This window comes from Caulobacter sp. CCG-8 (genome assembly GCF_037402475.1).
In the GTDB taxonomy this organism is placed as follows: domain Bacteria; phylum Pseudomonadota; class Alphaproteobacteria; order Caulobacterales; family Caulobacteraceae; genus Caulobacter.
Genome location: NZ_JBBEUD010000018.1, coordinates 95,740 through 108,111 on the forward strand (window position 1 = coordinate 95,740; position 12,372 = coordinate 108,111).

Genomic DNA, 12,372 nt, shown 5'->3' on the forward strand with positions numbered 1-12,372 from the left:
TCGCCTCAACCAGCCCGAGGGCTAGTTGATCAGCATCTCCTCGATCAGCACCGCGTTCACGTGGGAAGGCGCGGCGACCAGATTAACGCGACGCAGCAGCTCGGCGCGCAGTTGATAGCTGCCCTGGCTGCCGTTGAGGTCTTCCGGACGCAGTTCGCGCAGGAAGGTCTGGAACATGTCCTGCAGACGCGGGAGGTTCGGCGTCAGGGCCTCGGCCGTCTCCTCGTCGGGCAGTTCGAAGGTCAGCTTCAGCTTCAGGAAGGTCGAGCGGCCGTCCGCGGCCTGCATGTTCACGACGATGTCCGGCAGGGTGTAGAACACCACGCCGTCGGGGCCTTCCTTGATCACCGGCGCGCCGGCGGCCGGAGCCGCGCCTTCGCCGCCGCCGCCATGGCCGCCCTTCTCTTCCTTCTTCTTTTCCTTCTTCTTCGGCTTTTCGTGGCCCTTCTCGGCCGAGGCCTCGGGCTTGGGCTTCAGGAGCAGGAACGTGGTCACCCCGCCGCCGACCAGGACGACGGCCGCCGCGGCCGCGATGATGATCATCATCGGCGGCTTCTTCTTAGCCGGAGCTTCGCCCTCGACAGCGCCCTCTTCGCCTTCCGGGGCGGGAGCATCCTTGGGGGGTTTGTTGGCCACGCGCGCGGTTCCTTGGAATCTACGGGTCTACTCATGCGTGGGACATGGTTAACGATGTCTTTTGAAGGCCATTTCGCCGCAGGCTGAATCTGCCCGGCAGACTCCGTCACCGACGGCCCGTTAACCTTCATATTCGTTGTTTTTACAGAACTTTTCGAGTTGGCACGAGGGTTGCTAGCAGGATTGCGGCGCATTTGTCGCGCCAGCCGTCTCGGTAACCGGTCATGGACAACGCACTTTACGTCGGACTTTCGCGGCAGATGACCCTGCGCCGCGAACTCGACATCGTCGCGAACAACATCGCCAACGCCAACACGACCGGCTTCAAGGTCGAGGAGCTGATGGTCCGCACCGAGCCGGCGAAGCCGGCCCGCACCGCCGGCGGTACGAACCCCGTCAAGTTCGTGCTGGACGACGGCGTGGCGCGCGATTTCAGCCAGGGCGCCCTGACCCAGACGGGCGGCGACTTCGACCTGGCCCTGGAAGGCCAGGGCTTCTTCAAGGTCTCCACCGTCGGCGGCGAGCGCTACACCCGCGACGGCCGTTTCACCATGGCCCCGGACGGCAAGCTGGTCACCCAGAACGGCCAGCCGGTGCTGGACGACGGCGGCGGCGAGATCCTGCTGGACCCGCTGAAGGGCCCCGTCACCATCGCCCGCGACGGCACGGTCAGCCAGGGCGCCGAGCGCGCCGGCAAGATCGCCGTGGTGCGCCCCACCGACCTGGCCGCCTTCCGCAAGGACGGCGACAACCTCTATCGCAACACCACCAACGACACCCCCCAGGCCGCCCCGGACGCCGCGATCCACCAGGGCATGCTTGAGGCCTCCAACGTCCAGTCGATCACCCAGATCACCAAGCTGATCGAGGTCAACCGCGCCTACGAGAGCGTGGCCAAGATGATGGATCAAACCTCGGAACTGTCCCGGTCCGCCGTCGAGCGGATGGGCAAGGTCCAGTAAGGAACTACGAAGATGCAAGCGCTCCGCACCGCCGCCACGGGCATGGCCGCCCAGCAGCTGAACGTCGAGGTCATCTCGAACAACATCGCCAACATGAACACCGTGGGCTTCAAGCGCCAACGGGCCGAGTTCCAGGACCTGATCTACCAGACGATCGAGCGCGCCGGCTCGCAGTCGTCGGGCGACGGCAACGTGGTCCCGACGGGCGTGCAGATCGGCGGCGGCGTGAAGGCCGGCTCGGTCTACCGCATCCACGAGCAGGGCACGCCCACCATGACGAACAACGAGTTCGACGTGGCCATCCAGGGCAAGGGCTTTCTGCAGATCCTGCTGCCCTCGGGCGAGACCGCCTACACCCGCGCCGGCAACTTCTCGACCAACGACCAGGGCCAGCTGGTGACCGAGGACGGCTACACCGTCCAGCCGGGCATCACGATCCCGCAGAACGCCGTCGCCACCACGATCAGCAAGACCGGCCTGGTGCAGGTGAAGCTGGATGGCGACCCGAACCCGCAGACCGTCGGTCAGCTGGAACTGGCCAACTTCATGAACGAAGGCGGCCTGGAAGCCATCGGCGACAACATGTTCATGGAAACCGCGGCCTCGGGCGCGGCTAACATCGCCGCCCCCGGCCAGCCCGGCTTCGGCACCCTGCTGCAGAACTACACCGAAGCGTCGAACGTGGACTCGGTCAGCGAAATCACCGCCCTGATCGTCGCCCAGCGCGCCTACGAGATGAACTCCAAGGTCATCACCACGGCCGACCAGATGCTCCAGGCCACTTCGAACCTGAGGTCGTAAGCTCATGAAAGCGCCCGCCTTTTCTTCGATGCTCCTTTCCTCCCTCGCCGCCCTGCTGATCGCCACCCCGGCCCTGGCCGGCGCGAGCGTCTCGCTGCGGCCCGACACCACCGACGCCGACGGCAAGATCACCCTGGGCGAGCTGTTCGACGGGGCCGGCGCGGCCTCGAGCGTGGTGGTCGCCACCCGCGTGGGCCCCTCGGCCGTGCTGGACGCCGGCGCGGTGCAGATCGCCGCCCGCCGGGCCGGCCTGGATTGGGACAACGCCAACGGCGTGCGCCGGATCATCGTCCGCCAGGGCTCGGACGCCGGCCTGGCCGGCGCGCCGCGCGGCAACGTGGAAGTTCTTGCCTACGCCCGCAGCCTGGCGACCGGCGAGATGGTCCAGCCGGAAGACCTGGTCTGGGTGAAGATGGCCGCGGCCCCCTCGGACGCCCCGCGCGACGCCGACGACGTCATCGGCATGACCGTCAAACGCCCGCTGCGCCAGGGCGCGGCCGCCAGCCTGCGCGACGTCTCGACCCCGCAGGTCATCAAGGCGGGCGATATCGTCGCAGTCACCTACGAGGACGACGGCGTGGCCCTGACATTGCAAGGCAAGGCCATGTCGGCGGCGGCCATCGGCGAGAGCCTGATGGTCCAGAACACCGCCAGCAAGAAGATCATCGAGACCGTGGTCACCGGACCCGGCTCGACCGCCGTCGGCCCCCAGGCGATGCGCCTGAAGGCCAACCGTAACAACACGCTGCGCTACGCCGCTCGCTGAGAAGGTCACACACGATGCGCCCCGCCCTCGCCGCCCTCCTGCTGCTCGCCCCGCTCGCCGCCTGCTCGACCGTCACCGAAGCCGTGAAGGGCCCCGAGCTGGCCCCCGTCGGCTATCCGGCCCAGCTGGCCCCGATGACCCAGCAATACGCCGCCCCGCCCCAGGCGGCCTCGGCCAACTCGCTGTGGCGCACCGGCGCGCGCACCTTCTTCAACGACCAGCGCGCCAGCAAGGTCGGCGACATCCTGACCGTCAACATCGACATCGACGACAGCGCCACCACCAAGAACCAGACCTCGACCTCGCGCACCTCGAACAGCAATCTGGGCGTGCCGAACTTCCTGGGCCTGGAATCCAGCCTCGGGAAGATCCTGCCGGGCGGCTACGACCCGGCCAACATGATCAACACCAAGTCGGGCTCGTCCAACGCCGGCGCCGGCGCGGTGAACCGCTCGGAAAAGATCAGCCTGACCATCGCCGCCGTCGTCTCGGGCGTGATGCCCAACGGCAACCTGGTGATCCAGGGCACCCAGGAAGTGCGCACCAACGCCGAGGTCCGCCAGCTGACCGTGGCCGGCATCGTGCGTCCGGAAGACATCTCCTCGGCCAACACCATCAAGCACACCCAGATCGCCGAAGCCCGCATCAGCTACGGCGGCCGCGGCGACATCAGCCGCGTCCAGAAGGTCCCGGGCGGCCAGGCCCTGGTCGAGAAATTCTCGCCGTTCTAAGGGCTTGGCTCCGGCCGCCCCGGGGGCGACTTGGGGCCGACGCCTTGATCGGGCGGGCGCGCGGGGCCAGATTACCCTGCGTCACAGCGCTCGCCCGGACTCGTCGGGCCTGAATCCGGAGCCGACCCCATGAGCAAGACCGCTCGCGCCTTTTCCGCCCTGGTCGGCGCCGCCCTGCTGGCGGTCGCCCTGCCGGTCGTCGCCAACGCCCAGCCGTTCAGCGGCCCGATGGGCGTGACCGGGCGCTGGGCGATCGACCTGCCGCGCTCGAAGTTCAACGCCGCCCTGACCGGCCCGCCGCCGCTGAGCGGCGAGCTGGACGTCACCATCGACGACGGCAAGAGCCTGGCCTGGACCCTGGTCGAGGTGGATGAGGCCGGCGTCGCCGCCCTGCAGTTCGCCCACGCCGTGCTCGACGGCCCCACGACCCAGGCCGTGGTCAACCTGAACCTGGTGACCATCAGCGTGCAGCGCGTCGGCCAGGCCGCCGTCACCGTCACCACCCACGGCGAGCAGGGCTCGCGCCGCCAGTCGATGAAGGTCACCCGCACCGACGCCGACACCCTGCTGGTCGAACAGGACATCGACGGCAAACCCGGCCCGCCGGACCAGACGCTGATCCTGACGCGTGTGAAGTAGATCGCCCTGCAGGGAAGGCCCTGCACCGAACCCTTGCCCCCTACGGACCGCTTCGCGGTCGTCTTCCCCCGGAGGGGGAAGAGCGCTGGTGCGAGGCTCCGCCCCCTACGGGGGCGGACAGACCGCGAAGCGGTCAGGTGGGGGCAAGTGGGTGTGATCCCACGCCTCCCCCTCGCCACAAGGGGGAGGGACGGAGTCCTTGGTGGGGACACGCCCAAAGGCATGTCCTCGGCCTACCTGTAGTTCAGCGTCCAGCTGACCGTCAGCGGGCCCGCCTTCGGTCCGCTCGTGCATTCCACCAGGCTTTGGAACGCCCCGGTCGGGGTGCGGTAGGCCTTCTCGTCCTTCAGCGGCCGCGAGGTGCAGCCCAGTCCCGTCACCGTGAAGCGCCGCACGTCGCCCTGGCCGTAGGTCGTGGCCCCGCCCTTGGTGGCCGGAGCCGACGAGAAGCCCGCGAACGACAGGTCCACGGCCTTGATCCCCTGCCCCGCCTTGGGCGTGAAGACGTCCGTGCGGCGGATTTTGCCGGGCTCCAGGACGTAGGTGGTCTTCACCGAGACCCGATCGTCGGCGATGGGCGCGCTGGTCCCCAGCTTGTCGAGCCGGTCCTGGTCGTAGGTGACGACGGTCCGCGCCCCCTGCTCCGTCACCTTGACGTTCCGGGCATAGGCCAGCGGCGTCACGCGCGCGCCGTCGGCCAGGGTCAGGCGCGGCAGCAGTTGCGGGAACTCGCCGTCGGCCACGCCGGCCAGCATGCCGGGCGAGAACGGGATCGGGTAGTAGGGCGTGTTCTCGTGCTGGCTCTTGCCGCCGTTGATGATCGGCAGGCCAACGACGCGGCCACGGTCGCGCAGGGTGACCACCAGCCGGTCGTGCCGGCCGCGCGCGAACCAGGTCACCCGGCGCTTGGGCAGCGTATCGAGCCAGGCGGCGTAGCCTGGGTCGGGCTCCTTGTCCTTGAAGCCCAGCTCGTCCCAGATCGCGCTGGTGTAGATGTGCTGGCGGGCCAGGCTGAGGTTCTCGCCCAGGATCCGGTGCTTGCCGCGATACTCGTCGGTGCGCCGGCCGTGCTCCCACAGGTTCACCGAGCCCATCTTGGGATCGAACCAGAAGTCCATGTAGCGGGCCGTGACGCGCGACGAGAAGGCGTAGGCCATCGTCTTTTCCTGGGGCGTCAGCACGTCCAGCTTGGCCGCCGCGGTCAGCACCTCCAGGAAGGCCGTCTCGCCATAGGTCCCGATGCTGCGGCCGTATTCGAAGCCCTCGCCCCGCAGGTTCAGGCGCGGCAGCATCAGGTCGACCGACTTGCGCAGCCAGCCCTTGACCTCCGGGGTCGCCGGCATGCCCGCCTCGATCAGGCGGTGGCTGATCTCGCCGATCAGCAGCACGCTGTAGCGGTCGAACCGCCCGTCGCCGTCGGTCTCGTCGGCGAAGCCGTACTCGCCGGAATATTTGCGGTAGTGGTCGAGCGTCTTCTCCAGCAGGGCCTCGCTGGCCGAGGCGTCCTCCCAGCCCAGCTGGTAGCGCAGCCGCGCCACGCTGAAGGCCACGCCGTAATAGTTGTTGGGCAGGTCGATCAGGGTCAGGTCGTCGGTGCGGACGAAATGGCGCCAGTCCAGCTTGGCCTTCAGCTTGGCCAGGGTCTGGGGCGACACCGCCTGCTGCAGCAGGCCGGCCTGCTGCAGCATGTGCAGGGCCTGGCAGTAATAATAGATGCCCCAGGTGTTGTTGGTGTCGTCCGCCGTCATGTCGGCGATCTGGCGGTAGCCGGCCAGGTAGGTCGCGAACTTCGGGTCGTCGCGCGGCGTGTCGATCAGCAGGTAGGCGAGACCGATGGCCACCTTGCCCGGCAGGAACTTGTCGTCGGCGTCGAACACCCGCACGCCGTCCAGCGTCATGTCGCGCTTCTCGACCATCAGCTTGTCGAGCAGCACGGCCATCTGGGGCAGCAGGCGGGTCTCGACCGTCCGGTTCATCGGCGGGACGGTTGCGTAGGCCTGCCCCCGCCCGCCGGGGTCGGCGACCGACGCCGCGACGGCCAGCGCCGGCGATGCGACCGCCGCCAGAGCTGCGGCCAGCAACAGGCGCTTGCGGATGGACTTGAACGACATGGTTTCCCCGCCCTCGTCAGCCTTAGGCGGAGACGATTTCTTATGTGGCCAGGCCATCTAGCTACCCGCGCCACACAAGTTGTCAAGCCAATTTGCGGATACGAGCGACGACGGTCAGACCAATATCAACCCATTGGAAACCTAGAAAATCCGCGCCGCCCCGAGGCGGCGCGAAGAGGCCTCACCAGTTGTACATGGTCCCGTCCTCCAGCCGGTTCACCGGCAGGTAGGCGCGCTTGTAGGGGTATTGCTCGGCCAGGGCCTCGTCGATGCCGACGCCCAGGCCCGGCGCCTCGCCCGGATGCAGCAGGCCGTCCTTGAAGCTGTAGGCGTGCGGGAACACCGCGTCGGTCTCGGGCGTGTGGCGCATGTATTCCTGCAGCCCGAAGTTCGGGATCGACATGTCGAAGTGCAGGGCCGCGGCCATGGTCACCGGCGACAGGTCGGTGGCCCCGTGGCAGCCGGTCCGCACGTGGTGCAGGTCCGCGAAGGCGGCGATCTTGCGCAGGTTGGTGATGCCGCCCGCGTGCAGGACCGTGGCCCGCAGATAGTCGATCAGCTGTTCCTGGATCAGGATGTTGGCGTCCCAGACGTGGCTGAAGATCTCGCCCACGGCCAGCGGGGTGGTGGTGTGCTGGCGGATCAGGCGGAAGCCGGCCTGGTTCTCGGCGGGCACCGCATCCTCCAGCCAGAACAGGCGGTAGGGCTCCAGGTCCTTGCCCAGGCGGGCCGCCTCGATCGGCGTCAGGCGGTGATGGACGTCGTGCAGCAGGTGGACGTCGTCGCCCAGCGCCTCGCGCGCGGCCTCGAACAGTTTGGGGGCGTGCTTGAGGTACTTGGCCGTCGACCAGACGTTCTCGCTGGGCAGGTCGGCGTCGGCCGGCTCGTAGAACATCTTGTCGCCCGACACCCCGTAGGTGCTGGCCAGGCCGGGCACGCCGGTCTGCAGGCGAATGGCCTTGTAGCCCATGGCCTTGTACTTCTGGGCCTCGGCGATGGTGTCGGCGATGGTCTCGCCGTTGGCGTGGCCGTAGACGGTGACGCCCTCGCGGCAGGCGCCGCCCAGCAACTGGTACAGCGGCAGGCCGGCCACCTTGGCCTTGATGTCCCACAGCGCCATGTCGACCGCGGCCAGGGCGGTCATGCCCACCGGGCCGCCGCGCCAGTACGAGCCGCGATAGAAGAACTGCCAGATGTCCTCGATCCGGTGGGCGTCGCGGCCGATCAGGCACGGGATCATGTGGTCGCGCAGATAGCTGACCACGGCCATCTCGCGCCCGTTCAGGGTGGCGTCGCCGACGCCGGTGACGCCGTCCGAGGTGGTGATCTTGAGGGTGACGAAGTTGCGCCCCGGGCAGGTGACGATAACCTTGGCGTCGATAATCTTGAGCATGGAGTGTTGGTCTACCTGGGTCGCTTAAGTGGCCTGACCAATCCATAGACAACATATTACAAATGCGCCAGTGCGACGTGGCGTCTTTCGCGACCTTGCTCTAGGCTGCCTTCGGCCCGGCGATGCGCGCGGGGCGGGAAAGTCTCATGACCACGTCGACCGCTGAAACCCGCAAGCTCTACCAACAGGTCGCCAACGCGATCGCCGAATCGATCCGCGAGGGCGCCTTCCAGCCGGGACACCGCCTGCCCTCCGAGCGCGACCTGGCCGAGGAATACAAGGTCAGCCGTCCCACGGTGCGCGAGGCGATGATCGCCCTGGAAATCCGCGGCCTGGTCGAGGCGCGTCACGGTTCGGGCGTCTATGTGACCGAGGCCGCGCCGGTCGAGGCGCCCGCCCCCGAGCTGGACATCGGCGCCTTCGAGCTGACCGAGGCCCGCCGCCTGATCGAGGGCGAGTCCTGCGCCCTGGCCGCCACCACCATCACCGACCAGGAACTGATCGACCTGGAGCGGATCCTCGACGACATGGTCGAGGAGAACGAGCACGACGTGCGCGGCGACCTGGCCGACCGCCGGTTCCACGTCACCATCGCCCGCGCCACCCGCAACAGCGCCCTGGTCACCGTGATCGAGAACCTGTGGGACCTGCGCTACAAGTCGCCGCTGTGCCGGGCGATGCTGGAACGCGCCCGCCAGGTGGGCGTGCGGCCGCTGATCGACGACCACCAGGAAATTCTCAGCGCCCTGAAGGCCCGCGACCCCAAGGAAGCCCGCAACGCCATGCGCGAGCATTTGGGCCGGGTGATCGACAACCTGCTGACCGCCACCGAGATCGACGCCATGCAGCAGGCCCGCAGCGAGGTCGCCGCCCGCCGCAACGAGCTGGCGCGCCGCTCGCTGATCTAGGCGCAAATCCCCGCAAGACCTGGGCGAATCGAAGCTGAGAGGATGGGCGGCTGGAGGTAAGGATCCAGCCGCCCGTCGCCGGCCGGCCCCGGGAGGAGGTGCGATGAAGGACAAGTTCATCGCCAGGCCGACGAGGTTCGTCGAACGCCACCATAGCTGAGCCGCGCCGCTATGCAAGCAAATTGGCCTGACCATTTATCGTACAACACCGCTATGTGGCCAGACCGATACCGCTCACACCGCCAAAACCGCCCGTATTGACTTGACCAGCGGCTAAACCGACCTAGCACTGGCCGGCGACGTGGCGGCACAGCCACGCGCCTTGGGGAGAAGCATGTCCATGCGGGCCAGCCTGATCATCGCCCTTTCGGCCCTGGCTCTGACCTTCGGCACGGCGACGGCGGCGCCCGCCGAACGCCCGGCGGCCGCTCGGACGGCGACCGCCGCCCAGGCCCTGACGCTGGGCCGCCAGGTCGCGGCCTGGCAGCTGAGCCACATGGACAAGTTCGACTACACCCACGGCCACCGGGCCACGCCCGATCCGCGCGGCTGGGTGCAGGGCGCGCTGTTCGTCGGCCTGGCCGCCTTCGCCGAGCGCGCCGGCGACCCGGCCCTGGTCCAGGCCGTCCGCGACCACGGCGTCCAGCAGGACTGGAACCTGGGTCGCCGCCCGCTGCACGCCGACGACCACGTGATCGGCCAGGCCTGGCTTTGGACCTACGCCCGCGACCACGACCCGGCCCAGATCGCGCCGCTGAAGGCCCGCTTCGACGCCATCCTGGCCGATCCGCCCAAGGCCGACCTGACCTTCATCGACGGGACCGAGGACCAGCCCTGCCAGGTCCGCTGGTGCTGGAGCGACGCCCTGTTCATGGGTCCCGCCGCCTGGACCGGCCTGACCCAGGCTGCCGGCGACCCGCGCTACGCCGCCTATGGCGACAAGGAGTTCTGGGCCGCGACCGACTGGCTGCTCGACAAGCAGGAAGGCCTCTACTACCGCGACAGCCGTTATTTCGACCGCCGCGACGACAAGGGCCGCAAGATCTTCTGGAGCCGCGGCAACGGCTGGGTCTATGCCGGGATCGTCGACATCCTGAAGACCCTGCCCGCCGACCATCCCTCGCGGTCGCGCTACGAGGCCCTGTTCCGCCGGATGTCCGACCGGCTGATCACGCTGCAGAAGCCGGACGGCTACTGGCCCCCGTCCCTGCTGGCGCCCGAGAACACCCCGCCCGAGACCAGCGGCACCGGCTTCTTCGTCTACGGCCTGGCCTACGGCCTGAACCACGGGCTGCTGAAGGGGCCCAAGTACGAGACGGCGATGGCCAAGGGCTGGTCGGCCCTGGCCGTCGCGGTCCAGCCCGACGGCAAGCTGGGCTGGGTGCAGCAGATCGGCTACGCCCCCGACCACGTCGAGGCCGACGACACCCAGCTTTACGGCGTGGGCGCGTTCCTTCTGGCGGCGTCCGAGGTCGGCAGGCGATAGAACCCCAAAGACAGAACCGAAGCGTTTCCCGCTTCGTTGAGACAAAGCCATGGCCGAGACCGTCAACATCGTCTGCCCGCATTGCGACGCCACAAACCGCCTGCCGGCCGCGCGCGACGCCAGGGCGGCCAAGTGCGGCCGCTGCGGCCAGCCGCTGTTCACCGGCCAGCCGATCGACCTGACCACCGCCCGCTTCCGCAAGCATGTCGCCAACAGCCAGGTCCCCATCGTCGCCGACTTCTGGGCGGCCTGGTGCGGGCCCTGCAAGGCCATCGCCCCGATCTTCGCCAAGTCCGCCGCCGAGCTGGAGCCCCGCGCCCGGTTCGTGAAGGTCGACGTCGACGCCGAACCCGCCCTGGCCCAGGCCTACGGCGTGCGCGGCATCCCGGCGCTGTTCCTGTTCAAGGACGGCAAGGTGGCGGCCAACCAGGCGGGCCTGCCCGATCCCGGCTTCTTCCGCCGCTGGCTGGACGAGCACGCTCCCGTAAGCTGAACTGGCGCTTCCGGACCCGGGGACGCGGCGGCGCGTTCTTCAAGTCTCCCGCATCCACCGTCGGACGATCGCGATGCTCAAAGAACTCGGCCTAATCGCCCTGCCGCCCCTGGCCCTGCTGCTGTCGAACTGCAGCGCCGGCCCGTCCCTGCCGCCCGAGCAGGGCTATGGGCCCAACCCCGTCCTGCCCGCCGCCAAGAAGCAGGCCATACCGGTGATGAAGATCGCGCCGGCGGTCGGCTGGGCGGACGGCCAGACGCCCGACGCCGCTCCCGGTTTCGTCGCCACCGCCCTGGCCCGGGGCCTGGACCATCCGCGCTGGCTGTACGTGCTGCCCAACGGCGACGTGCTGGTGGCCGAGACCAACGCCCCGCCCAAGCCCGAGGACAGCAAGGGCATCAAGGGCTGGTTCGAGAAGCAGATCATGGGCAAGGCCGGCGCGACCGTGCCCTCGGCCAACCGGATCACCCTGCTGCGCGACGCCAATAACGACGGCGTGCTGGAAGCCCGCACCGTCTTCCTGTCGGGTCTGAACTCGCCGTTCGGCATGGCCCTGGTGGGGAACACCTTCTACGTGGCCGACAGCGACGCCCTGCTGGCCTTCCCCTACCAGACGGGTCAGACCCGGATCACCGCCGCGCCCCGCAAAGTCGCCGACCTGCCGGCCGGGCCGATCAACCACCACTGGACCAAGAACGTCATCGCCAGTCCGGACGGCGCGAAGCTGTACGTGACCGTCGGCTCCAACAGCAATGTCGGCGAGAACGGCATGGCCGCCGAGGAGCGCCGCGCCGCGATCCTGGAGATCGACCCGGCCACCGGCGCCAGCCGCGTCTTCGCCTCTGGCCTGCGCAATCCCAACGGCATGGGCTGGCAGCCGACCAGCGGCGCCCTGTGGACCAGCGTCAACGAGCGCGACGAGATCGGCAACGACCTGGTCCCCGACTACATGACCTCGGTCAAGGACGGCGGCTTCTACGGCTGGCCCTACAGCTATTACGGCCAGACGGTGGACGCGCGGGTGAAGCCGCAGCGGCCGGACCTGGTGGCCCGGGCGATCAAGCCGGACTACGCCCTGGGCGCCCACACCGCCTCGCTCGGCCTGACCTTTTACGACGCCGACGCGTTCCCGGCCCGCTACAAGGGCGGGGCCTTCGTCGGCCAGCACGGCTCGTGGAACCGCAAGCCCGTCAACGGCTATCGCGTGGCCTTCGTGCCGTTCGCCAACGGCATGCCGTCCGGCCCGGCCGAGCCGTTCCTGACCGGCTTCCTCGACCCCAAGGGCCAGGCCCTGGGCCGTCCGGTGGGCGTGGCGGTCGACCGGTTCGGCGCCCTGCTGGTGGCCGACGACGTCGGCAACACCGTCTGGCGGGTGGCGGCCAACACGCCGCCGCCGGCGCCCAAGCCCGCGCCCTGAGCCGAACGCAAGACGCCCGCCCCTCGCGA

12 protein-coding genes are annotated in these 12,372 nt (G+C 68.8%); 9 read left to right on the forward strand and 3 right to left on the reverse strand.

Features of this window, described 5'->3' with window-relative positions; all coding sequences use genetic code 11:
* Positions 1-21: 21 nt before the first annotated feature.
* Positions 22-636, reverse strand: a complete 615-nt coding sequence (fliL, locus tag WAE60_RS17610) for a flagellar basal body-associated protein FliL (protein WP_029916084.1) — start codon at positions 634-636, stop codon at positions 22-24.
* A 224-nt stretch (positions 637-860) separates the two neighbouring features.
* On the opposite strand from fliL, the gene flgF reads away from it, so the two are divergent.
* The 5 genes from flgF to WAE60_RS17635 all read left to right on the forward strand — a co-directional run bounded on the left by flgF (position 861) and on the right by WAE60_RS17635 (position 4,535).
* On the forward strand, positions 861-1,598 hold the full coding sequence (flgF, locus tag WAE60_RS17615) for a flagellar basal-body rod protein FlgF (RefSeq protein WP_029916083.1): 738 nt from the start codon (positions 861-863) through the stop codon (positions 1,596-1,598).
* A 12-nt stretch (positions 1,599-1,610) separates the two neighbouring features.
* A complete protein-coding gene (flgG, locus tag WAE60_RS17620) occupies positions 1,611-2,399 on the forward strand; it encodes a flagellar basal-body rod protein FlgG (protein ID WP_029916082.1) in 789 nt (262 codons plus the stop codon).
* 4 nt (positions 2,400-2,403) lie between these two features.
* The gene (gene flgA / locus WAE60_RS17625) at positions 2,404-3,165 is read left to right on the forward strand and encodes a flagellar basal body P-ring formation chaperone FlgA (RefSeq protein WP_337687711.1); all 762 of its coding nucleotides are present in this window, start codon (positions 2,404-2,406) and stop codon (positions 3,163-3,165) included.
* 14 nt (positions 3,166-3,179) lie between these two features.
* The gene (flgH, locus tag WAE60_RS17630) at positions 3,180-3,896 is read left to right on the forward strand and encodes a flagellar basal body L-ring protein FlgH (RefSeq protein WP_029916080.1); all 717 of its coding nucleotides are present in this window, start codon (positions 3,180-3,182) and stop codon (positions 3,894-3,896) included.
* A gap of 129 nt (positions 3,897-4,025) precedes the next feature.
* A complete protein-coding gene (locus WAE60_RS17635) occupies positions 4,026-4,535 on the forward strand; it encodes a hypothetical protein (protein ID WP_337687712.1) in 510 nt (169 codons plus the stop codon).
* Between the two features lie 233 nt (positions 4,536-4,768).
* On the opposite strand, the gene WAE60_RS17640 is transcribed toward WAE60_RS17635, so the two are convergent.
* The gene (locus WAE60_RS17640; RefSeq protein ID WP_337687713.1) at positions 4,769-6,646 is read right to left on the reverse strand and encodes a hypothetical protein; all 1,878 of its coding nucleotides are present in this window, start codon (positions 6,644-6,646) and stop codon (positions 4,769-4,771) included.
* A 181-nt stretch (positions 6,647-6,827) separates the two neighbouring features.
* The gene (gene manD, locus WAE60_RS17645) at positions 6,828-8,039 is read right to left on the reverse strand and encodes a D-mannonate dehydratase ManD (RefSeq protein ID WP_337687714.1); all 1,212 of its coding nucleotides are present in this window, start codon (positions 8,037-8,039) and stop codon (positions 6,828-6,830) included.
* A gap of 146 nt (positions 8,040-8,185) precedes the next feature.
* On the opposite strand from manD, the gene WAE60_RS17650 reads away from it, so the two are divergent.
* The 4 genes from WAE60_RS17650 to WAE60_RS17665 all read left to right on the forward strand — a co-directional run bounded on the left by WAE60_RS17650 (position 8,186) and on the right by WAE60_RS17665 (position 12,343).
* A complete protein-coding gene (locus tag WAE60_RS17650) occupies positions 8,186-8,947 on the forward strand; it encodes a FadR/GntR family transcriptional regulator (protein ID WP_029916073.1) in 762 nt (253 codons plus the stop codon).
* A gap of 340 nt (positions 8,948-9,287) precedes the next feature.
* Positions 9,288-10,433 (forward strand): glycoside hydrolase family 88 protein, encoded by a 1,146-nt coding sequence (locus tag WAE60_RS17655; protein ID WP_337687715.1) that lies wholly within the window; start codon positions 9,288-9,290, stop codon positions 10,431-10,433.
* A gap of 49 nt (positions 10,434-10,482) precedes the next feature.
* Entirely contained in the window at positions 10,483-10,926 is a 444-nt protein-coding gene (trxC, locus tag WAE60_RS17660) for a thioredoxin TrxC (protein WP_337687716.1), read from the forward strand.
* Positions 10,927-10,999: 73 nt separating this feature from the next.
* Positions 11,000-12,343: a sorbosone dehydrogenase family protein gene (locus WAE60_RS17665; protein WP_337687717.1), complete on the forward strand. Its 1,344-nt coding sequence runs from the start codon at positions 11,000-11,002 to the stop codon at positions 12,341-12,343.
* Positions 12,344-12,372 lie beyond the last annotated feature (29 nt).